Origin of the sequence: Mycobacterium sp. 852013-51886_SCH5428379 (assembly GCF_001665575.1) — a bacterium.
In the GTDB taxonomy this organism is placed as follows: domain Bacteria; phylum Actinomycetota; class Actinomycetes; order Mycobacteriales; family Mycobacteriaceae; genus Mycobacterium.
This window is the reverse complement of record NZ_LZSU01000042.1, coordinates 146,984-167,702: the sequence shown is the minus strand read 5'-3', so window position 1 is coordinate 167,702 and position 20,719 is coordinate 146,984. Positions and strand designations below refer to the sequence as shown.

Below are 20,719 nucleotides of genomic sequence, written 5' to 3'. Positions count from 1 at the left end.
GCGCGTTTATGCGCGTCCGTCAAGAGTTGACGCGCGGTTGGCTGGGGAAACTCGCGGTTCGATCACCCCTGGGGCACGAATGAGCGACTGGGTTGTCTCGACGGACCCGGCGGTCCGTACTGCAACGGCACGGCGGTGGCGCCCGGGACCGGGTGCGCGGGGGCGCCGACCACGCGGCCGCCGGCGAGCAGCGTCGAGATCCACTGCCCGGCGATCGCCGGGACCGCCTCGACGTTGGCCGGTGTCGGTACACCGACGAACAGTCGGGCGAGCGCATCGGAGCTCGCGCCCTCGGCGTCGATATGGGTGCCGTTCACCAGCAGGACACCGACGAACTCGTTCGGCCGCGCGGCGATCAGCGCCGCGGTGGTCGCACCGTCGGCGTTCCACGGCGAGGGCGGCGCGGCGATCTGCAGTACCTGCACACGCGGGGGCAGGACGCTCAGCGCGGCCGACATTCGCTCGGCTGTCGTCGTCACACCGTCGAACATCACCACGCCGGCCAGGTTCTCGTCGTCCCCGTTGGCCACGGCCACCGCGACGGCCAGTCCGCCGCCGGCCGAATGTCCGGACAGCACATACCTTCTCGGCAACGTCGTGGCGTAGCCGGCGGCGAACGCGCTGGCCGTCAATGCGCGCCGGTCCCCCTCGAACAGCGCGGCGACGGCCTGCTGCATCGGTTCGCCGTTGATCCAGCACCCGCTGGGCGTGAGGAAGTTCGACGACAGCGTCGGTGTCACCACCACACTGTTGGTGCGCTCGGACAGGTCGACCGCCAGCGCCGACATCGCCCGGTTGTCGCGGAAGAAGCCGTGCTGCAGATAGATGAGGCCGTCGGGTTCGGTGTCCTGGTTCGGGAAGTACCAGGTGGCGTCCACCCTGGTCCCCTCGCATCCGCAGGGGATCTCCAGCGTCGAGCGGCCCAGCGTCACCCGACTGCCGTCAGGAATCTTCGGTTCCGGAAGGAACGCCTGCGCAGCGCCCAGGAGTGCGTCGACGACGGCCTCCCCCGGGTTCGACGATGTGCGTGCCGCGGCGGTCTTCACGTGCCGCGGTGCGGGCGTCTCGACCAGTACGTCCGCGTCGTCTTCGGCTGCAGCGTCGCCTTCGGCGGCAGCGATGCCCGGCCTACCACGGCTCACGCCCTGCGTCGGCTTGGATGGGCCGGTGTCGTCGCTACCGCGTGCGACGCCGGACACGGCCGCGGATCCCGGCTCGGACTCGACTCCAGGATCAGCACCGGCCACCGAGGCGCCGCACAGCAGCGCGATGCCCAGGCCGACCGCGAGTGCGGCGGCACCGCACCACGCCCGGACTCGGGCCATCGGGCGGGGCTCAGCCCTGACGCGACACCGGGATCGACGCGGTCGGGGCGTCGTCCTCCTGCTGGGTCTGACGGGTGGTCGAGTCCTCCGGGTAGTCCTGCGCCTGGGCGCCGCCGGTGGCCTCGAGGTCTTCGCGGATCGCCTGCTGCGCCTTCGGGGGCAGGGTGTGCAGGATCTCGCGTACGCGGGCCTGGCGACGTCCGACCGCACGACGCTCCGGCATACCGGGGGTGGCCTGGATCTGCGGCGGCACACCCTCGATCTCTTCGACGCCGCCGTCGTGGTGACCGGCGTCGACCATGGCCTGCTCTTCGGCCATCGTCGACTCGTCCTTCTCCTCCGACATACCGATCGGCCCGAGACGACGGCCGTTGAGGAACTGACGCACCACCGGCTCGTCGGAGGTCAGCAGCACCTCACGCGGACCGAACATCACCAGGTGCTTGCGGAACAGCATGCCCATGTTGTCCGGCACGGTGCGGGCGATGTTGATGTTGTGCGTCACGATGAGGATCGTGCAGTCGATCTGGGCGTTGATGTCGATCAGCAGCTGCGACAGGTACGCGGTGCGGACGGGGTCCAGACCGGAGTCCGGCTCGTCGCAGAGGATGATCTGCGGGTCCAGCACCAGCGACCGGGCCAGGCCGGCGCGCTTGCGCATACCGCCGGAAATCTCACCGGGGAACTTGTTCTCGTCGCCGCCGAGGCCGACGAGCTCCAACTTCTCCATCACGATCTGACGGATCTCGCTCTCCTTCTTCTTCGTGTGCTCACGAAGGGGGAAAGCGGTGTTGTCGTAGAGGCTCATGGAGCCGAACAGCGCACCGTCCTGGAACATGACGCCGAACAGGGTGCGGATCTCGTAGAGCTCTTTGGCGGAGCACTCGATGATGTTGGTGCCGTCGACGATGATCTTGCCGCGCTCGGGCCGGAGCAGGCCGATCAACGACTTCAAGAACACCGACTTGCCGGTACCGGAGGGGCCCAGGAGCACGCTCACCTCACCGGCCGGGATCTCCATCGTGACGTCTTCCCAGATTCGCTGGGAGCCGAAGGATTTGGTCAATCCCTCGACCTGGATGCCAATGCCCACGCGTGATCCCTTCCCGCAACGTACTTCTCCTGCCACACACCTGCAGCCTGTGGCTTGAGTCACTGTAACCTACGACCATTTCTGACAACACTCGTATGACAGCACGGACTGTCACGACATGGCGGCCCACGTCCACTCAGTGGTTTGCTGGCAGGGCCACCGACGACTGTGGGGCCGGCCCGAAACGGACCGGCCCCACAGTGCGGAGAACTTACTTGACGGAAACCGTCGCGCCTGCGGCTTCGAGCTTGGCCTTGGCGTCGTCGGCAGTCTCCTTGGGAGCCTTCTCGAGGATCGGCTTCGGAGCGCTGTCGACCAGGTCCTTGGCTTCCTTGAGGCCCAGGCCCGAGACGATCTCGCGGACGACCTTGATGACGCCGATCTTCTTGTCGCCGGCGCTCTCGAGGATGACGTCGAACTCGGACTGCTCTTCGGCAGCCTCGGCCGGCGCACCGCCGGCGGCGCCGGCAGCCGCGACGGCGACCGGGGCGGCAGCGGTGACCTCGAAGGTCTCCTCGAACTGCTTCACGAACTCGGAGAGCTCCAGCAGGGTCATTTCCTTGAACGCGTCGAGCAGTTCGTCGGTGGACAGCTTGGCCATGGTGTGGTCCTTCCTTGATTACTTCTTTGGTGATGTCTGGGTGATGGAGCGGATCGAGCGGCTTCCGCTAGGCGGCTTCTTCGCCGGCCTTCTTCTCCTGCAGGGCCGCCGCCAGGCGAGCGACCTGCGATGCGGGAGCGTTGAACAGGCCCGCAGCCTTGGCGAGGTTGCCCTTCATCGCGCCGGCCAGCTTGGCCAGCAGCACCTCGCGGGATTCGAGATCGGCGATCCGCTCGACCTCGGCGACGGAAAGCGCGCGGCCTTCCATGTAGCCGCCCTTGATGACCAACTGCTTGTGGTCCTTGGCGAAGGTCTTGATCGCCTTCGCCGCGTCGACCGGCTCGCCCTTGACGAACGCGATCGCCGTGGGACCGGCGAACAGTTCGTCGAGGCCTTCGATGCCGGCCTCGTTTGCGGCCCGCTTGACCAGCGTGTTCTTCGCGACGGTGTAGGTGGCGGAAGCCCCTAGCGAGCGACGGAGCTCGGCGAGGTTGGCCACTGTCAGCCCGCGATATTCGGTGACGACGGTGGCCGTCGCCTCCTTGAACTGCTCGGCAATGTCGGCAACCGCCGTGGCCTTCTCAGCCTTGGCCATGCATGCCTCCTCGTGGTGGGTGTCGGGTGTGCCACCAAGGGAAGGTCAGAAGGTCAGAAACGACGAACGCCCCGACGCAGACAGGTCGGGGCGCAAACAGATACGTGCCTCGTCCTCCTGCGTGGGCCGCCGGGATGTACCCGGACCTTCAACCGATGGTTGCGCGAGCGCTCATCGGTGACCGACGGTCTTCGGTGGAACTGCACAAGAGTAGCGCGCTACTGCGCGATCAGCCAAAACGCGTGCGGACTACTCCGGCTTCAGGCGTTCCGGTGGTTCGGCCGGGGTGAGTCGTTCCGGCGTCTCGGCCGGCGTGAGTCGTTCCGGCGTCTCGGCCGGAGTCGCGGGATCGGGCACCGGCTCGGGGGCCTGCGGAGGTGCGGTCATCCCTTCGGGTACCCGGGCGGTGCGCCGGGCAACCCGGCCAGCTCCGCGGCGCCGACCAGACCCGCGTCGGCGCCCAGTGCGGCGGGCACCACGCGTAGCCCGCGCAGGAAATCCAAGCCCGCATAGCTGTCGAGCGCCGCGCGCAGCGGGTCGAACAGCAACGCCCCGGCGCGGGCCACCCCGCCGCCGATGACCACCAGGTCCAGATCGCACACTGCCGCGACCGAGGCGATCATCGCCGCCAACGCCCGGGATCCACGCTCGAACGCCTGGGCGGCGACGGGGTCACCGGCGCGCACCGCGTCGGCCAACTGTTCGCCCGACGATCCCGTCCACCCCTGCGCCCGCGCCCACCGCACCATCCGCGGTCCGGCGGCGACGGTCTCCACGCACCCCCGTCCACCGCAGGTGCACGGCTCGCCGTGCGGGTCGACGACGACGTGCCCGACATGTCCGGCGTTGCCGGTACGGCCGTGAAACGGGGCGCCGTCGAGCACCAGACCGCCGCCGACGCCGGTCGACACCACGATGCCGAGCAGGAACGGCGCACCGCGCCCGGCTCCACGCCGGCACTCCCCCAGCGCCATGCACAGTCCGTCCCCGCCGAGGCGCACCACTGCACCGGTCCGGGTGGCGATTCGTTCGACGATCGGAAAGCGTTGCCACGCAGTCACATTGATAGGGCTGATCGTGCCCGACGGCACGTCGATCGGTCCGGCCGACGCGACCCCGACCACCGGAACCGCGTCACCGGCCGCCGCCAGCGCCGAACCCAACAGCGCATCGAGGGCAGCCCAGATGCTCTCGGCGTCGCCGCGCGGGGTCGGCGCTTCGGCGCGATACCCGAGCGTGCCGTCGTCGTCGACGAGAGCCACCGCGAGCTTCGTGCCGCCGACGTCGACCGCGAGCGTGGCCACCGTCAGTCGCGGGTGACGTCGATGACGAGGGCCCGGTGATCGGAGATCGGCAGCGAGACGGATTCGCAGCGCTCGACGCGCAGACCGCTGTCGTCGGTGAGGATGTGGTCGAGCTGACGGTCGGGTGCCTCGGCGGGGAAGGTGAGCCCCGATCCGAGGGCGCGCATGCGGCTCCACCGGGCCGGCCGCGGTGGCTTCATGTTGAGGTCGCCCATCAGCACGCGCGGCCCGTCGAACCCACGCAGATCGCGCACCAGCCGACGCATCTGCATGCGGTTCCAACCCGGCACGAAGGACAGATGGGTGTTGGCGACCGTCAGCGGACCGAGCGGGGTGTCGAAGCGGCCGACCATCGCCGCCCGGGGTTCCTCGTTGACGATCTGCACCCGGTTGGGCCCGGGCAGGTACATCGGGAAGTGCACCGGGATGCGGGGCAGATGGACGACCTGCCACATCGTCGCCGGGAAGCGGGACAGCAGCGCGATGCCGTAGGCGGCGGTGCCCGGTTGCTCGCGGCCGGTGGCGGCCATCCAGGTGGCCCCGGGCGTACCGGCCAGCGCGGCGACGAACCGGTGGCTGACCGCGTGCATGGCCTCGGCCGCGACCGCTGTGAGATCCGCCCGCCCGGACCGCGGCTGGTCCAGGTCGACCTCCTGCAGCGCCACGATGTCGGCGTCCAACTCGCGGATCGCGTCGGCCAGCCGGTCGAGTTTCACGTCACCGTCGTGGACGCTGCGCCCGTGCAGAATGTTGAATGTCGCCATGCGCATGGGGTACTTGGTACCCGCAGCAGGGTCCCACCGACACCCGACCGCCCCCGAAAGTAGGCCGATGTCCGCCCGTAACGACGCGCTGCGCGATGCGCTCCGGCGCGCCGCCTCCGCGCTGAGGGCCGAGGGCCCCGATTTCGCGCTCGCCGGCAGCTACGCCCTGTGGGCGTTCGGCGGTCCGGAACCGGTGCACGACGTGGACTTCGTCGTCGCCGAGGAAGACACCGAAGCGGCCGCGACGACGCTGGAGGGCGCCGGCTTCCGGATCGAGCGCACCCCCGAGGACTGGCTGTTCAAGGCCTGCGTCGGCGAGGACTTCGTCATCGACGTGCTGCACGCGCTCAACGGCACCCCGGTCTCCGCGGACGACGTGAAGCGCGCCGAGGAACTCGACGTGCTGGCGATCCGGATGCGGGTGCTGCCGCCCACCCGGGTCGTGACCGAGAAGCTCAACTCGCTCAACGAACACAACTGCGACTTCTCGGCCCTGCTGTCGCCGATCCGCGCGGTGCGCGAGAGCGTGGACTGGGGCGAGGTCCGCGGGGCCACCGCGGACAACCCCTTCGCCGGGGCGTTTCTCGTGTTGACCGATCGGCTCGGCATCACGTCGTGACGGCGCGGCGCAGCCGGTCGGCCACCGCGGCCGCGGCGGCGATCACCTCCGGCGGTTCGAGCACCTCGAACTCGACGCCGCCGACCGCGAAGTACAGCGCCATGCGTTCCGGGTCGTCGGCGCCTGCGGTGACGATGCACGCGTCGGGTCCGTCGGGTTCGATCTGCGCCGAGCCGGGCGGGAAATGCGGCGCAACGGCCTCGAGCGGCGCCCGGTAGCGCACCCGCGCGACGTAGCGGTAGGGCGAGGCGCTGATCGCGCGGCCCACGTAGTCGGCGGCGTCGGGCGCCTCGCGCGGGGCGAAGGTGGTTCCCGCGGCGACGACGTCGGCCATACGGTCCAACCGCAGGCTGCGCCAATCCTGTTTGTCTCGGTCGAACCCGAGCAGGTACCAGCGGCGCCCTGTCGTCACCAGTTGGTAGGGCTCGAGGCGTCGATGGGTGGCGTTGCCGGCGCGGTCGACGTATCCGGCGGTGACGTGCTCGTGGTCGCGACAGGCCCGGGCGAGCGTCATGAGCACGTCGGGTTCGACGACCTCGGCGGTGTTCGACGTCAGCGTGACGGTCGCGTCGTGCACGGCGGCCACCTGGGAGCGCAACCGCGCGGGCATCACCTGATCGAGTTTGGTGAGGGCCCGCAGCGCCGACTCCCCCACTCCCGCAACGGAACCGCCTGCCGCCAGTCGCAGGCATACGGCCATCGCGACGGCCTCGTCGGGGTCGAGCAGCAGCGGCGGCAGGGCTGCCCCGGCGCCGAGTTGATAGCCGCCGCCGTGACCCTTGCTGGCGGCGACGGGATAGCCGAGGTCCCGCAGGCGGTCGACGTCGCGCCGCACGCTGCGGGTGGTGACGCCGAGGCGGTCGGCCAGCTCCTCGCCGGTCCACACGCGGCGAGACTGCAGCAGACCCAGCAGTTGCAGGACGCGCGCGGTCGTCTCGGACACGTCTTCAGCGTGCCAGAGTCAGCGGACGGTTTCTGTCCGGTGATTCGGCAGCGCGGCGACGCCGCGGCGGTAGAGCAGCCATCCCACACCGACTAGGACGAGCCCGAACACCAGGAAACCGATGTCCCAGGTCAGCGGGCCGCCGAGGTCGTCGCGCACATGGTGCACTCCGAGCAGCAGATGGTCGATCACGCCTTCGACGACATTGAACACACCCCAGCCGAGGATCAGCAGACCGAGGTGGAACGACCAGTTCGGTGCGACCCGGCCCTGCCGCCAGGCCACCACCATCAGCGTCGTCCCGGCCATCACCAACAGCCACGTGCCGACGTGGAAGAACCCGTCCGCGAGGACGTTGAGTTCGAGCCCGGCGACGGTGTCGGTCGACTCGTGATTGCTGATCATGTGATGCCACTGCAGGATCTCGTGCAGCACGATGCCGTCGATGAAACCGCCGAGGCCCAGGCCCAGGAGTAATCCGGGTAACGCGGTGGGCGCACGTGTATCAGCCATTGCGGTGTCGCACCCGCACCACGATCGTCGAATCCGCTTTTAACTCCCGGTCACGGGGGCATGCTGTCTGCCATGGGGTTGGCCGACTCCCTGCTGTTACTCGCGGCTGACGGCGAGCCGCCCGGCCTACTGCCGGCGCGTCAGCAGATGGCGTTCTCCCTCGGCTGGCACATCGTGTTGGCGTGTTTCGGTGTCGCGTTCCCGACCATCATCTTCGTGGTGCACTGGCGCGGAATCGTGCGTGACGACCCGGTCGCCCTCGGCCTGGCCCAGCGCTGGGCGAAGGTGTCGGCGGTGCTGTTCGCGATCGGCGCGGTGTCCGGGACCGTGCTGAGTTTCGAGATGGGCCTGCTGTGGCCGGGACTGATGGGCCGGTTCGGTGATGTGCTGGGGCTGCCGTTCGCGTTCGAGGGGTTGTCGTTCTTCACCGAGGCGATCTTTCTCGGCATCTATCTCTACGGCTGGGGCCGAATGCCCCCACGAAGACATGCGCTGATGCTCATCCCGATGGGCATCGCGGGCGTCGTCGGCACGTTCTGTGTCGTGTCGGTCAACGCATGGATGAACAATCCGGCCGGCTTCGCGATCCGCGACGGCGAGGTCGTCGACGTCAACCCGTGGCGGGCGATGTTCAACGACGCCGCGTTTCTGCAATTCGCCCACATGTGGGTGGCGGCGTTCATGGTCGTCGGGCTCACGGTGGCGGGGGTGTACGCGTTCGGGCTACTGCGCGGCCGGGTCGACGCGCATCACCGGATGGGGTTCACGGTGCCGTTCGCCTTCGCCTCGGTCGCGGCGGTGGCGCAGCCGTTGATCGGCCACGTCCTGGGGATGCGGATCCACGACACCCAACCCGCGAAGCTCGCCGCGTTCGAACTCGCGCAGACCACGGAGGCTCCGGCGCCGTTGCGGCTGGGTGGGGTATTGATCGACGGCGAGGTGCGCTGGGCGCTGACCATCCCGAGGCTGGGGTCGATCATCGCGCGCAACTCGTGGGACGCACCGGTGCCGGGTCTCGACTCGGTGCCGCGCTCGCAGTGGCCGCCGGTCAACATCACCCATCTGGCGTTCCAGTCCATGGTCGGTATCGGCACCCTGCTGGTCGCCGTCGCGGCGGTGTACTGGCTGGCTCGCTCGCGCGGACGGGACCTGTTGGGCAACAGGTGGTTTCTGCGGGTGGCCGTCATCACCGGTCCGCTCGCCATCCTCGCCGTCGAATCCGGGTGGGTGGCCACCGAGGTCGGGCGCCAACCGTGGACGGTGTATCAGGTGCTGACCACCGTCGACGCCGCCAGCGAGAGCGCGGGCCTGTGGTGGAGCTACATCGCGGTGCTCGTCATCTATCTCGGCATGACGGTCGGCGCGTACGTCATCCTGCGATCGATGGCGCGGCGGTGGCGGGCCGGCGAAGACGATCTGCCGAGCCCTTACGGCCCGCCGCGCTCGGAGAACGTGCCGTGACGCTGGCGACGGTGGTCGCGGTGGCGATGTTCCTCGGGGTCGTCGTCTACGCCCTGTTCGGCGGCGCCGACTTCGGTTCGGGTTTCTACGACCTCACCGCCGGCGATGCGCGCAGTGGCGCCCGGGTCCGCACGCTCGTCGACCACAGCATCGGGCCGGTGTGGGAGGCCAACCACGTGTGGTTGATCTACGTGCTGGTGGTGTGGTGGACCGGTTTCCCCCAGACGTTCGCCGCAGCGACCACGACGCTGTTCATCCCGCTGGCGCTGGCCTTGGCCGGAATCGTGTTGCGCGGAGCCAGTTTCGTGTTCCGCAAGTATTCGGCGACGATGTCGCAGGCCCGGCTGTTCGGGGCGATCTTCGCGACGTCGTCGTTGATCACCCCGTTCTTCTTCGGCACCGTGGCGGGCGCGATCGCCTCGGGCCGGGTTCCCGCCGACGGCTACGGCGACCAGATCGGGTCCTGGCTGAACCCGACGTCGTTGGTGGGCGGCTGTCTCGCCGTCGCGACGTGTGTATTCCTCGCCGGGGTGTTCCTGACCGCGGATGCCGACCGCGCCGGCGACACCGGCCTGGCCGTCGGACTGCGCCGGCGCACGCTCGCGGTCGGCATGGTCACCGGGGTGATCGTGTTCGCCGGGCTCTACCCGGTCACGCACGATGCGCCGACACTGGCCGCCGGCTTGCGCACGCACGCGGCACCGCTGCTGGTCGTCGCGCTGGTGGGCGGCGTCGCCGCGGTATGGCTGGTATTCCAACGGCGGTATGCGATCGCCCGCATACCGGCCGCTGTCGCGGTCGCCTCCGTGGTCACCGGGTGGGGCGTGGGCCAATACCCGTGGCTGCTGGTCGACGAGGTGACCATCGACGACGGCGCCGGCGCGCCCGCCACGTTGGTCGGGCTGTTGATCGTGGTCGTCCTGGCCGGGGTGATCGTGCTGCCGGCGCTGGCCTATCTGCTGCGGCTGACGCAGACCGAGGAGTGGACGCGGCACTGAATCCGCTCATAGGACCGAATCTGTCCTAAGGCGGTGCGAGGCTATGGTCATGGACCTCACCACGCAGTTGGTCGACCAGCTGGACTGGCATTGGACGCAGCAGTTGCGGCCGCGCCTCGACGGGATGAGCGACGACGAGTACTTCTGGCAGCCGGTGCCGGACTGCTGGACGGTGCACCCAGGAGGCGCCATCGACTTCGCGTATCCGCCACCGCAACCGGAGCCGTTCACCACGATCGCGTGGCGGCTGGCGCACGTGATCGTGGGCGTGTTCGCGATGCGCAGCCACTCCCACTTCGGGGGCCCGCCCGCCGACTACGCCTCCTGGTCGTACGCCACCGACGCCGCGACGGCGCTGCGTCAGCTCGACGAGGAGTACGCGCGCTGGATCACCGGCGTGCGCGGCCTCGACGACGCCGGCCTGGCGCGGCCGTGTGGTCCGGCCGAAGGTCCGTACGCAGAACATCCGATGTCAGCACTGGTGCTGCACATCAACCGTGAGGTCATCCACCACGGCGCCGAAATCGCTTGCATCCGTGATCTTTACGTCCACACCACCACGAAGGAGAACTGAGACATGCCCGGACTGCCCCCACCCGCGGCCGGCGAACGCCAGACACTGCTCGAATTCCTGGCGTTCAACCAGAACGCGTTCTTCTCGGTCGCCTACGGGCTGACCGACGACCAGGCCCGGTCGACGCCGTCGGTCAGCGCGCTGTCGATCGGCGGCCTGGTCAAACACGCGGCCGGCGTGCAGCGCGGCTGGACCCAGCGGGTGGTCGCCGCGCCGGAGTTCCCCGCGCCGGATCCGCGGCCGATCGAGGAGCAGATGCGCGAGTACCAGGACGAGTACGTCATGGGTGAGGACGAGACGCTGGCCGGTCTGCTCGACGCGCTGCGGGAGGCGAACGCCAGGACGCTGGCGGTGTTCGCCGACGCGGACCTCGACACCCCGGTTCCGGTGCCGCACGAGGTGCCGTGGTTTCCGCACGACGTCGATCACTGGTCGGTGCGCTGGGTGGCGCTGCACTTGATCGAAGAGTTGACCCGGCATGCCGGGCACGCGGACATCATCCGCGAGTCGATCGACGGCGCGACGATGTATGAGTTGATGGCCGCCAACGAGGAGTGGCCCGAGAGCGACTTCATTCGACGCTGGCGTCCCACTCAGCCCGCCTAGGCAGGCGCCGACCGCACGGTTGTGGACGGGGCCACTCGGGCGGTTTCAAGCGGCCGATGCGTCCACAACCGTGCGCTCGGCACCCACTGAAGGGTCGACCGTCCCAAAGATGGGACGGAGGTCACAGATTCGTTGCTGAATTCTCAGACAGATACATGAATTTTCAAAGGTTTCATGTCCATAGTGGTCTCATGGGTTCGGCGTCATGGCGCAGCAGTGTTGCTGATTCGGTATGCGTCTGCGGATGTAGCCGCACAACACACGTTGGGACGCACCGTTCGGGCGCGGTCTGCGCACTGTGCGGCTACCACTGCCCAGGGTTCGTGAAGCGCGACAAAGAGCATCGGCGGACGGCTGCGTAGGGCGTGAGATACAACGATTCGGACACACCTCGGCATCAGTTGAGTGCGTCCCCGCACGCGCCAAGAATTCGCCAAGCTAGCGCTTCTACCGTGGTCGCATGAACGATCGCAGCTGCTACGTCCAGGCCTCATGGCTGGACAACCGGGCGGTATGCGAGTGCGGCCACATCGGGAAGCGGCGCCTCTTCCGGTCCAGCGCGGAACTCGACGCGGTCCTGCACTGCCAGCAGCCCGCTCACCTGCTGGACGATTGGCTCGACTCGACAAGCGATCTGGTCTTCGCCTGAGCAGGAGCACGTCGCCGCGGTTGTGACCCGGCGCACAGGCATTTAACCCCGTCCTCGCTTTTTTGACACACTGCGACTATGAGTACTACGCGGAACACACAGCACCGCGAGGTAGCCAAGCTCGATCGGGTTCCCCTTCCCATCGAGGCCGCCCGTATCGGCGCGACGGGCTGGCAGGTAACTCGCACCGGCGCCCGAGTCGTCTCGAGCCTGCGCGGTCGCGGCTCCCTCACCCAGAAGATCACCAAGCAGATCCCGCAGACCTTCGCCGACCTCGGGCCGACGTACGTCAAGTTCGGTCAGATCATCGCGTCGAGTCCGGGGGCGTTCGGCGAGCCGCTGAGCCGCGAATTCCGCAGCCTGCTCGACCGGGTGCCGCCGGCCGACCCACAGGAGGTGCAGAAGCTTTTCCGCGAAGACCTCGGTGACGAGCCCAAGAACCTCTTCAAGCATTTCGACGACACACCGTTCGCGTCCGCGTCGATCGCGCAGGTGCACTACGCGACCCTGCACACCGGCGAAGAGGTCGTCGTCAAGATCCAACGCCCCGGCATCCGCCGCCGCGTCGCGGCCGATCTGCAGATCCTCAAACGCGGCGCGCGATTGGTCGAATTCGCCAAGATGGGTCAGCGGCTGTCCGCGCAGAACGTGGTCGCCGACTTCGCCGACAACCTCGCCGAAGAGCTTGACTTCCGCCTCGAGGCCCAGTCGATGGATGCCTGGGTGGCGCATATGCACGCCTCGCCGCTGGGCAAGAACATCCGCGTGCCGCAGGTCTATTGGGATCTGACGAGTGAGCGGGTGCTGACCATGGAGCGCATCCAGGGCGTGCGCATCGACGACGCGGCCACCATTCGCAAGAAGGGCTTCGACGGCACCGAGTTGGTCAAGGCGCTGCTGTTCAGTCTGTTCGAGGGCGGTCTGCGCCACGGGCTGTTCCACGGCGATCTGCACGCCGGCAACCTCTACATCGACGATGACGGCAAGATCGTCTTCTTCGACTTCGGCATCATGGGCCGCATCGATCCACGCACCCGCTGGCTGCTGCGTGAGCTGGTTTACGCGCTGCTGGTCAAGAAGGACCACGCCGCGGCAGGAAAGATCGTCGTGATGATGGGCGCCGTCGGCACCGTCAAGCCGGAGGCCGAGGCCGCCAAGGACCTGGAGAAGTTCGCCACCCCGCTGACCATGTCGACGCTGGGCGATATGAGCTACGCCGAGATCGGCAAGCAGCTCTCGACGCTGGCCGACGCCTACGACGTGAAGCTGCCCCGCGAACTGGTCCTCATCGGGAAGCAGTTCCTCTACGTCGAGCGTTACATGAAGTTGTTGGCGCCGAAGTGGCAGATGATGAGCGACCCGCAACTGACCGGATACTTCGCCAACTTCATGGTCGACATCAGCCGTGAACACAAAGACGAAGAGCTGGAGGTCTGAGTGCAGGTCCGCGAGGGCAAAGCGTCACACGGAGACGTCCAGCTCCACTACGAGGACATGGGCGATCCGAATGATCCGGCCGTCCTACTGATCATGGGCCTCGGCGCGCAGCTGCTGTTCTGGCGGGAGGAGTTCTGCCGCAAGCTCGTCGACCAGGGCCTGCGGGTCATCCGCTACGACAACCGCGACGTCGGGTTGTCCACGCATTTCGACGGACAGCGCACCAAAGGCTCGCAGATCGGCAACATGGCCCGCTCGTTGGTCGGTCTGAAGAGTCCGGCGGTGTACACGCTCGAGGACATGGCTGACGACGCCGCTGCACTCCTCGACCACCTGGGCATCGATCGCGCACATATCGTCGGTGGCTCGATGGGCGGGATGATCGCGCAGATCGTCGCCGCCCGGCACGCCGACCGGACGAAGACGCTCGCGGTGTTCTTCTCGTCGAACAATCAGCCGTTCCTGCCGCCGCCCGGGCCGCAGCAGCTGCTGGCCGTGATCACCGGTCCGTCGCCGAGCTCGCCCAAAGACGTCATCATCGAGAACTCGATCAAGGTCAGCAAGATCATCGGCAGCCCGGGCTATCCGTCGACCGACGAGGCACTGCGCGCCGACGCCATCGCCTACTACGACCGCGCGTTCTACCCGCAGGGCATCGCGCGGCAGTTCAATGCGATCACCGGCAGCGGCAGCCTGCTGCACTACAACAAGCAGACCACCGCGCCCACGGTCGTCATTCACGGCAAGGCCGACAAGCTGATGCGCCCGTCCGGCGGAAAGGCGATCGCAAAAGCGATCCCCAACGCGCGGCTGGTGCTGTTCGCCGGTATGGGTCACGAACTACCGGAACCGCTGTGGGACGACATCGTCGGCGAACTCAAGACCACGTTCGCTGAACGTCCCTGACCAGGGCTGACATTCTCGAATTCGAGCACGACGAGGTGCGTCGGATACCATCGCGAATCGAGGCAGTTGAGCGCGGAGGGCTGCCGAAATGGCGGAACCGAGCAGAAGCCACCGCCGGAAAGGCACCACCATGGCCCGATCGGGCAAGTTGAAGCCACATTTCGAAGACGTCCAGGCCCACTACGACCTGTCCGACGACTTCTTCCGCCTGTTCCTGGACCCGAGCCAGATGTACAGCTGCGCGTACTTCGAGCGTGATGACATGACGCTCGAGGAGGCGCAGCGCGCCAAGGTCGACCTGGCGCTCGGGAAACTGGGTCTCGAACCCGGAATGACGCTGCTCGACATCGGGTGCGGCTGGGGCTACACGATGATGCGCGCCCTCGAGAAGTACGACGTCAATGTCATCGGCCTGACGCTGAGCGAGAACCAGAAGACGCACGTCGAGAAGATCTTCGAGGCGTCGGACTCGCCGCGTGACAAAGAGATCCTGCTGCAGGGCTGGGAGCAGTTCGACCGGCCCGTCGACCGCATCGTGTCGATCGGCGCGTTCGAGCACTTCGGCCGGGATCGCTGGGACGACTTCTTCGCGATGGCGTACCGCGCGCTCCCGGACAACGGCGTGATGCTGCTGCACACCATCACGGCCTTGACGTTGCCGGAGATGACCGCCCGTGGCCTGCCGCTGACCATCTCGATCGCCAAGTTCGTCAAGTTCATCCTCACCGAGATATTCCCCGGCGGCTACCTGCCGACGATCGAGCTCGTCGGTGAACACGCGGGCAAGGCGGGGTTCGAGCTGACCCGCACGCAGTCACTGCAGCCGCATTACGCCAAGACCCTCGACCACTGGTCCGCCGCGCTCGAGGCGCATCGGGACGAGGCGATCGCGATCCAGTCCGAAGAGGTTTACGACCGCTACATGCACTACCTCACCGGGTGCGCGGACGGCTTCAAGCGCGGCTACATCGACGTCAACCAATACACGCTGAAGAAGTAGCTCGAGAACACGGGCGAACCTTATTGACCGACACGTTGAGGCCTCACGAGTGGGAGCCTCACGGGCGGGTAGGGTGCGGTCAACGCCCTAACAACAACGAATTCTTTGACCTGTCATCAGGAAGGCCAAGCACGACGATGTCTGACAAAGCCAGCGGCACCAAGGATCTGACTCCGCACTTCGAGGAGATCCAGGCCCACTACGACCTGTCGGACGACTTCTTCGGGGTGTTCCAGGATCCAACGCGCAAGTACAGCTGCGCCTTCTTCACCGGGCCGAACGCGACGCTGTCCGAGGCCCAGATCGCCAACGTCGACCAGCATCTGGACCGCCTCGACCTCCAGCCCGGGATGACGTTGCTCGAGGTCGGGTGCGGCTGGGGCCTGACGCTGCAGCGGGCGATGGAGAAGTACGACGTCAACGTCATCGGCCTGACGCTGAGCAAGAACCAGAAGGCCTACTGCGATCAGTTGCTGAGCAAGGTCGACAGCGAGCGCACGTACGACGTCCGCCTGGAGGGCTGGGAGCAGTTCCACTCCCCCGTCGACCGCATCGTGTCGATCGAGGCCATCGAGCACTTCGGCTTCGACCGGTTCGACGATTTCTTCAAGACGTGCTTCGACATCCTGCCCGAGGACGGCCGGATGACGATCCAGAGCAGCTGCGGCTACCACCCCTACGATCTCCAGGCCCGCGGTAAGAAGCTCACCTTCGAGTTGGCCCGCTTCGCCAAGTTCATGGCTGAAGTCATCTTCCCGGGTGGCCGCATCCCGTCCACGAAGATGTTGGTGGAGCACGGCGAGAAGGCCGGTTTCACGGTGCCCGAGACGCTGTCGCTGCGGAACCACTACATCAAGACGCTCGGCATCTGGGCCGCCCGCCTCGAGCAGCACAGGGACGAGGCCATCGCCGCCGCCGGTGAGCAGCACTACAACGACTACATGCGCTACCTGACCGGTTGCCAGTACTACTACGTCGACGAAGCGCTCGACGTCAGCCTGGTGACGTACCTGAAGCCCGCGCTGGCGGCCTGACCCCAGACGAACGAAGCGCCCCGGCACTCGATGATGGAGTGCCGGGGCGCTTCGCTGTGCGGGCGTCAGGCGGCGGGCTTGGCGCTGACGCCCGATGCGCCGGTATCGGCGCTGTCGTCCTGCTGCGCCGCGCTGTCGTCGCCGGCGGACGCGGCGCGGCCGCGGGTGCCGGTCTCCGCGCGGTCCTGAGTGGCCGCCTCATCCTCGGCGGCGGCCAGCGCGCGGCTGGCCGCGAGGTCGGCGTTGTCCGGGCGGGCGACGCGAACCACGCCTCCCAACGGGGCGTCCTCGGCCGCCGCCTCGGACCCGGTGTCGCTCGCCTGCTCCGCGGCCTCGGGCGCCGGCCGCGGGGGCTGCGACGTCGAGACCAGCCGGGACCGCGCCTCGGCGGCCGCCGCCTGCTGCTCGGTGGACGGGGGCGCCGGGGTCAGGGTGGGCTGTTGCGGACCGAAGGCGTCCCGGACGCCCTGCTCGATGGCATCGATGACCTTGACCGGGAAGTCCGGGCCGAGCGCGAACGGGTTGAACGGCAGCGGCAGAAGCGTCTGCGGGATGCCGGGGTTGATCGCGCGGTCATAGCCCAAATCGATCAGCAGCTTGGTGAGCGGCTGGACCAGCTTGATGATCGGGTCGACGAGGAACGAGGTGCCGGTCGACTGGCCGAGGTCCTGGAACGGCGTGAACAGCGGCAGGGTGCCCTGCTGCGGGATGAGGACGAAGGTGGCGTCCTGATATTGGCGCTTGGGTGCGGCGTCGATGGCAGCGGCCAGGGTCTCGTCGGTGTAGCCGTACGGCATGGTGTCGTAGGGCCCGTTGCTGTTGGGGTCGAGGTAGTAGCCGTGGACGTACTCGAACGCGGCGAGCGCGTTGAGGACGGCCAGCGGGTTGCCCCAGTACAGGGGCGCGTCGCCGACGGGGTCGTATTCGAACGAGTAGTTCGTGCTCTTGATGCCGATGTCGGTGGGCAGCTGGGGGCCGAAGGTCAGGTCGATGAACGGGATGGTCGGTAGGAAGCCCAGCCGGGACCACAGCCCCTGCGGGTTGTTGATGTTGCCGATGGTGACGACGGAGATCCGGTCCTTGGTCTCCTGGTTCAGGCCGGCCAGGTTGTACATCTCGCGGGAGACGACGGCGCCGCCCTGCGAGTAGCCGAAGACGATGATGTCCTCATCCGGCGGAGCGTCGGCGAGGGTCGCGTTGATCGCGGCGTCGAGGTTGGTGACGCCGTCCTCGACGGATTCGTTCCAGGTGTCGCAGGTCAGCCCCGGGCACCAGCCGGAAAAGATCACCAGCGGGAAGAAGGTCGCCGGATACGAAATGCCCTCGAGGTCGCAGCCGTCGGTCGAGGTGCACGCGACGCCGGAGGGGTTGATGTAGCGGTCCGCGGCGTTCTCCTTGTATCCGGAGACCGCGTCTGGACCGACGATGTTGTGGGTACCCGTTCCGGGCACGATGAGGGCGACCGCGCCGAAGGCCAGTGCTGCGGCGAACGCCGACGCAACGCACAAGCCGAGGGACGCGAGAAGCGAGGTGACGACGACGAACGCCGCGTGAGTCGACTTACGCATCCTGAGAGTTTCTCATGTTTCAGTGCTGCTTAAGTGCGGTTTGGTGGTTGTTTCGTATGTCGTTTACTGGGATTTCCCGACGACGAAATTCCCGTCCGCAAAGAAATCTGACGCCGGATGGCGCCGCACGCGACCCCGGGGACAAGGCCGTTCACGCGGTCGAAACGGGGGCGCTCCGGAAAAAGCAAGATCAGACGCGTCGCTGCTCAGGCGGCGTAACGCGCCATCCTGGCAACTCTGGCGATTATCGCGATTCGTGTTGACAGGCAGCGCACAGTCTGAAAAGCTCTCAGCAACTCAAGTTTGAGACCTAACGCCTTCGGGGGGAATCATGGACATCAGCAAGAAGCTCAAGATGGCAGCCGCCGCCGGCGCCATGGCGGGTGCGGCGGCGCTCTTCGCTCCGATCGGCATTGCGCAGGCACAGCCGCAGGGCATCATCGGCGGCGAAGAGACGCTGCTCGTCAATCCGACAGCCGAGGACCTGCTCGTCTTCGGTCAGTTCGGAACCCCCCGCAACAACGCCGACGGCACAGTCACCTTCGTCCTGAACCCGTCCTTCCGGGCCGCTGGGTTCAACTGGTACCGGGTCATTCAGGCGAACGAAGAAGAGTTCGCCGCGATCGGCATCTCCCCGACCCCCCCGCCGCCCTACACGACGTAAGTCGGCGCGGTTCTACAGTCGAACAAACAATGTGCGGCAGCCTGTGCTGCCGCACATTGTTGTCTCCGGTCCGGCGCAGCAGAAGTCTCGGTGCGCTGAGACCGGAATGGATGTGGGGAATCCTTCTAAGTGAGTAGATTTTCGCGACAGCCGTCCGGGGACGGTCGTGAGGACGACAGCCGCGAGCGGTCAGGCAGTGGACGCCGATCTCGTCGCATCCTTTTGATCGCCGGCCTCGTCCTTCTTGCGGTTGTGGCGTTCGTCGGTTGGTTGGGCTTCCGAGGCCTGGAGGCGAAGTCGAACCTCGAGCAGGCACGCACGTCTGCACAGCAGACCAAAGATGCGCTCCTGCAGGGTGATACCGAAGCGGCGGCCCGATCGGCCGACAATGCGCAGAGCCATGCGCAGACCGCTCGCGACGCGGCACATTCGATCCCATGGAACATTGCCGCGGCGGTGCCGTGGCTGGGCGACCCGCTGCGGAGCACCCAGCAGATCACCGACGTGGTGCTGGGTCTCGCGACCGACGTGCTGCAGCCGACGTCTGAGGTCGGCGCCTCGATCGCGCCGGACCGGTTGTATGCGAATGGCCGCGTGGACGTGCAAATGCTGCGCAGCGAAGAGCCGCAACTCGTGCAGATCTCCGAGAGCGCGCGCCGACTGAACGCCGAGGCAGAGTCGATCTCCGATCCCCGCTTCGTGTCCGTCATCGGAGATGCCCGGTCGCAGCTGCAGTCGCAGACGGCCGAGCTCGCCGGCTTGCTCGAGAACACCGCCCTTGCCGCGCAAGTAATGCCGTCGATGATGGGTGCCGAAGGGCCACGCCAATACTTCATGGCCTTCCAGACGAACGCCGAGGCTCGAGGTACCGGAGGGTTGGTCGGTGGCTTCGGCATTCTGAAGTTCGAGAACGGCCAGCCGTCTGTCGACACTCTCGCGAAGAACAATGACCTCCTCGAGCAGGACTTCACACCGCTCGACCTGGGTCCGGATTTCGACAAGCTTTACGGGACCGCGAAGTCCACTATCGACATTCGAAACAGCAATATGAGTCCGCACTTCCCCTACGCCGCGCAGATCTGGAAGTCTATGTGGGCACAGCAGACGGGCGCGCAGGTCGACGGCGCAATCGCCTTAGATCCGGTCGCCCTGAGCTACATACTGGGCGCGGTGGGCTCGATCACCATGGGGGACGGCGAGGTTGTTACTAGCGAGAACGTTGTAGAGCTGACCGAATCAACTCTCTACATGCGATTCCCTGACGACCAAATCGCACGCAAAAACTACCTCCAGGACATCGCCGCCGAGGTCGTCAAGAAGATGACGGGGCCGATAACGTCACCGCGAGGCTTATTGGACGCTTTGGGCAAGGCAGTCGGTGAACGTCGAATAGCCGTCTGGAGTGCAATCGGTGATGATGAAGCATCCCTCATGGAAACTCCCCTCGCACACGCCGTACCCGACGATCCAGCACCGTACGCCGCAGTCATCGTCAACAATGCCGCCGGAAACAAACTTGACTATTACCTGAGACGAGGTATCGAGTACGCCGCAGACGGCTGCGGGGGCGATACGCGGATGTCGACCGTCACTGTGCGCCTTGAGAATACAGCCCCCGACACGCCATTGCCCTACTACATCGCTGGAGACTCCGGCCTTCCTCGCGACTGGATCTTCGAAGTTCCGGAAAATGCCAATCTCACCTCGGTGCGGTTGTACGCCACCAAAGGGGCGGTGTTGGAGGGGGCGCTCCTGGATGGCAGGAAGGTGAACGTGTTCGAAGGCACCGAACTGGGCCATCCAGTTTTTGGTGTACACGCGATGCTCCTCCGCGGCCAAACCGCAGAGCTCACCTTTCGGCTCTCTGAGCCGACGTCACCGGGCGTTGCACGCGTACCCGTTCAGCCACTGGTGGACAGTCCCACTCCCAAAGTCTCGGTGCCGACATGTTCAGGCTAATCCCGCACTCTGACCCGATTAGATGGTCGATGTCTAGGTCCGTTATGCCATTGTGCATGTACCGCGCTGGCGAAATGAATCAGGACGCCACGTTGATTGTCGGGGG

The 20,719-nt window shown here is 66.9% G+C and carries 22 protein-coding genes; 12 read left to right on the top strand and 10 right to left on the bottom strand.

Annotated features, from left to right (window positions below; all coding sequences use genetic code 11):
- Window positions 1-62: 62 nt before the first annotated feature.
- The 7 genes from A5757_RS18150 to A5757_RS18125 form a co-directional block, all read right to left on the bottom strand.
- Window positions 63-1,325: an alpha/beta hydrolase gene (locus tag A5757_RS18150; RefSeq protein WP_066836613.1), complete on the bottom strand. Its 1,263-nt coding sequence runs from the start codon at window positions 1,323-1,325 to the stop codon at window positions 63-65.
- Window positions 1,326-1,335: 10 nt separating this feature from the next.
- Entirely contained in the window at window positions 1,336-2,418 is a 1,083-nt protein-coding gene (locus A5757_RS18145; RefSeq protein ID WP_066836611.1) for an ABC transporter ATP-binding protein, read from the bottom strand.
- A 211-nt stretch (window positions 2,419-2,629) separates the two neighbouring features.
- Window positions 2,630-3,019, bottom strand: a complete 390-nt coding sequence (gene rplL / locus A5757_RS18140) for a 50S ribosomal protein L7/L12 (protein WP_066836607.1) — start codon at window positions 3,017-3,019, stop codon at window positions 2,630-2,632.
- Between the two features lie 67 nt (window positions 3,020-3,086).
- Window positions 3,087-3,614, bottom strand: coding sequence for a 50S ribosomal protein L10 (gene rplJ, locus A5757_RS18135; RefSeq protein ID WP_066836605.1), 528 nt, complete (start codon window positions 3,612-3,614; stop codon window positions 3,087-3,089).
- A gap of 249 nt (window positions 3,615-3,863) precedes the next feature.
- The gene (locus A5757_RS23480; protein ID WP_197497378.1) at window positions 3,864-4,001 is read right to left on the bottom strand and encodes a hypothetical protein; all 138 of its coding nucleotides are present in this window, start codon (window positions 3,999-4,001) and stop codon (window positions 3,864-3,866) included.
- Window positions 3,998-4,924, bottom strand: coding sequence for an ROK family protein (locus A5757_RS18130; RefSeq protein ID WP_066836967.1), 927 nt, complete (start codon window positions 4,922-4,924; stop codon window positions 3,998-4,000). The genes A5757_RS23480 and A5757_RS18130 overlap by 4 nt, the downstream gene beginning before the upstream one ends.
- Window positions 4,921-5,688 carry an endonuclease/exonuclease/phosphatase family protein gene (locus tag A5757_RS18125; RefSeq protein ID WP_066836603.1) on the bottom strand — a complete coding sequence of 256 codons (768 nt, stop codon included), beginning with the start codon at window positions 5,686-5,688 and terminating at the stop codon, window positions 4,921-4,923. The genes A5757_RS18130 and A5757_RS18125 overlap by 4 nt, the downstream gene beginning before the upstream one ends.
- 61 nt (window positions 5,689-5,749) lie before the next feature.
- Between A5757_RS18125 and A5757_RS18120 the strand changes: the two genes are divergently transcribed.
- Entirely contained in the window at window positions 5,750-6,301 is a 552-nt protein-coding gene (locus A5757_RS18120) for a hypothetical protein (RefSeq protein ID WP_066836601.1), read from the top strand.
- Here A5757_RS18120 and A5757_RS18115 read toward each other — a convergent pair.
- Entirely contained in the window at window positions 6,291-7,244 is a 954-nt protein-coding gene (locus tag A5757_RS18115) for a YafY family protein (protein ID WP_066836600.1), read from the bottom strand. The two genes, A5757_RS18120 and A5757_RS18115, sit on opposite strands and share 11 nt — an antisense overlap.
- Before the next feature lie 18 nt (window positions 7,245-7,262).
- Window positions 7,263-7,757 carry a DUF2243 domain-containing protein gene (locus tag A5757_RS18110; RefSeq protein WP_066836598.1) on the bottom strand — a complete coding sequence of 165 codons (495 nt, stop codon included), beginning with the start codon at window positions 7,755-7,757 and terminating at the stop codon, window positions 7,263-7,265.
- A 72-nt stretch (window positions 7,758-7,829) separates the two neighbouring features.
- Here A5757_RS18110 and A5757_RS18105 point away from each other — a divergent pair, with 72 nt between their 5' ends.
- The 9 genes from A5757_RS18105 (at window position 7,830) to A5757_RS18065 (ending at window position 16,422) form a co-directional block, all read left to right on the top strand.
- Window positions 7,830-9,218 carry a cytochrome ubiquinol oxidase subunit I gene (locus A5757_RS18105; RefSeq protein WP_066836964.1) on the top strand — a complete coding sequence of 463 codons (1,389 nt, stop codon included), beginning with the start codon at window positions 7,830-7,832 and terminating at the stop codon, window positions 9,216-9,218.
- Window positions 9,215-10,216 carry a cytochrome d ubiquinol oxidase subunit II gene (locus A5757_RS18100; protein ID WP_066836596.1) on the top strand — a complete coding sequence of 334 codons (1,002 nt, stop codon included), beginning with the start codon at window positions 9,215-9,217 and terminating at the stop codon, window positions 10,214-10,216. The genes A5757_RS18105 and A5757_RS18100 overlap by 4 nt, the downstream gene beginning before the upstream one ends.
- Window positions 10,217-10,265: 49 nt before the next feature.
- Window positions 10,266-10,790, top strand: coding sequence for a DinB family protein (locus A5757_RS18095; RefSeq protein ID WP_082929565.1), 525 nt, complete (start codon window positions 10,266-10,268; stop codon window positions 10,788-10,790).
- A 3-nt stretch (window positions 10,791-10,793) separates the two neighbouring features.
- Window positions 10,794-11,396, top strand: a complete 603-nt coding sequence (locus tag A5757_RS18090; RefSeq protein WP_066836593.1) for a DinB family protein — start codon at window positions 10,794-10,796, stop codon at window positions 11,394-11,396.
- Window positions 11,397-11,856: 460 nt separating this feature from the next.
- The gene (locus A5757_RS18085; RefSeq protein ID WP_066836588.1) at window positions 11,857-12,045 is read left to right on the top strand and encodes a hypothetical protein; all 189 of its coding nucleotides are present in this window, start codon (window positions 11,857-11,859) and stop codon (window positions 12,043-12,045) included.
- A 78-nt stretch (window positions 12,046-12,123) separates the two neighbouring features.
- Complete coding sequence (locus A5757_RS18080; protein WP_066836587.1) at window positions 12,124-13,482, top strand: AarF/ABC1/UbiB kinase family protein; 1,359 nt, start codon at window positions 12,124-12,126, stop codon at window positions 13,480-13,482.
- Window positions 13,483-14,388: an alpha/beta fold hydrolase gene (locus A5757_RS18075; protein ID WP_066836586.1), complete on the top strand. Its 906-nt coding sequence runs from the start codon at window positions 13,483-13,485 to the stop codon at window positions 14,386-14,388. It abuts the gene before it with no gap.
- 130 nt (window positions 14,389-14,518) lie between these two features.
- Entirely contained in the window at window positions 14,519-15,388 is an 870-nt protein-coding gene (locus A5757_RS18070) for a cyclopropane mycolic acid synthase family methyltransferase (protein WP_066836961.1), read from the top strand.
- Window positions 15,389-15,525: 137 nt separating this feature from the next.
- On the top strand, window positions 15,526-16,422 hold the full coding sequence (locus A5757_RS18065; protein WP_066836585.1) for a cyclopropane mycolic acid synthase family methyltransferase: 897 nt from the start codon (window positions 15,526-15,528) through the stop codon (window positions 16,420-16,422).
- A gap of 65 nt (window positions 16,423-16,487) precedes the next feature.
- Here A5757_RS18065 and A5757_RS18060 read toward each other — a convergent pair whose 3' ends face one another.
- Complete coding sequence (locus A5757_RS18060) at window positions 16,488-17,990, bottom strand: PE-PPE domain-containing protein (protein WP_066836584.1); 1,503 nt, start codon at window positions 17,988-17,990, stop codon at window positions 16,488-16,490.
- 331 nt (window positions 17,991-18,321) lie between these two features.
- Between A5757_RS18060 and A5757_RS18055 the strand changes: the two genes are divergently transcribed.
- Window positions 18,322-18,654, top strand: coding sequence for a hypothetical protein (locus tag A5757_RS18055; RefSeq protein WP_066836583.1), 333 nt, complete (start codon window positions 18,322-18,324; stop codon window positions 18,652-18,654).
- Window positions 18,655-18,783: 129 nt separating this feature from the next.
- The gene (locus tag A5757_RS18050) at window positions 18,784-20,613 is read left to right on the top strand and encodes a DUF4012 domain-containing protein (RefSeq protein ID WP_082929546.1); all 1,830 of its coding nucleotides are present in this window, start codon (window positions 18,784-18,786) and stop codon (window positions 20,611-20,613) included.
- Window positions 20,614-20,719: the final 106 nt, after the last annotated feature.

Coding starts and splice junctions, on each gene's coding strand:
- A5757_RS18150 (WP_066836613.1), bottom strand. CDS start 1,325: ATGGCCCGAGTCCGGGCGTGGTGCGGTGCCGCCGCACTCGCGGTCGGC.
- rplL (WP_066836607.1), bottom strand. CDS start 3,019: ATGGCCAAGCTGTCCACCGACGAACTGCTCGACGCGTTCAAGGAAATG.
- rplJ (WP_066836605.1), bottom strand. CDS start 3,614: ATGGCCAAGGCTGAGAAGGCCACGGCGGTTGCCGACATTGCCGAGCAG.
- A5757_RS23480 (WP_197497378.1), bottom strand. CDS start 4,001: ATGACCGCACCTCCGCAGGCCCCCGAGCCGGTGCCCGATCCCGCGACT.
- A5757_RS18125 (WP_066836603.1), bottom strand. CDS start 5,688: ATGCGCATGGCGACATTCAACATTCTGCACGGGCGCAGCGTCCACGAC.
- A5757_RS18120 (WP_066836601.1), top strand. CDS start 5,750: ATGTCCGCCCGTAACGACGCGCTGCGCGATGCGCTCCGGCGCGCCGCC.
- A5757_RS18110 (WP_066836598.1), bottom strand. CDS start 7,757: ATGGCTGATACACGTGCGCCCACCGCGTTACCCGGATTACTCCTGGGC.
- A5757_RS18105 (WP_066836964.1), top strand. CDS start 7,830: ATGGGGTTGGCCGACTCCCTGCTGTTACTCGCGGCTGACGGCGAGCCG.
- A5757_RS18095 (WP_082929565.1), top strand. CDS start 10,266: ATGGACCTCACCACGCAGTTGGTCGACCAGCTGGACTGGCATTGGACG.
- A5757_RS18090 (WP_066836593.1), top strand. CDS start 10,794: ATGCCCGGACTGCCCCCACCCGCGGCCGGCGAACGCCAGACACTGCTC.
- A5757_RS18085 (WP_066836588.1), top strand. CDS start 11,857: ATGAACGATCGCAGCTGCTACGTCCAGGCCTCATGGCTGGACAACCGG.
- A5757_RS18080 (WP_066836587.1), top strand. CDS start 12,124: ATGAGTACTACGCGGAACACACAGCACCGCGAGGTAGCCAAGCTCGAT.
- A5757_RS18070 (WP_066836961.1), top strand. CDS start 14,519: ATGGCCCGATCGGGCAAGTTGAAGCCACATTTCGAAGACGTCCAGGCC.
- A5757_RS18065 (WP_066836585.1), top strand. CDS start 15,526: ATGTCTGACAAAGCCAGCGGCACCAAGGATCTGACTCCGCACTTCGAG.
- A5757_RS18060 (WP_066836584.1), bottom strand. CDS start 17,990: ATGCGTAAGTCGACTCACGCGGCGTTCGTCGTCGTCACCTCGCTTCTC.
- A5757_RS18055 (WP_066836583.1), top strand. CDS start 18,322: ATGGACATCAGCAAGAAGCTCAAGATGGCAGCCGCCGCCGGCGCCATG.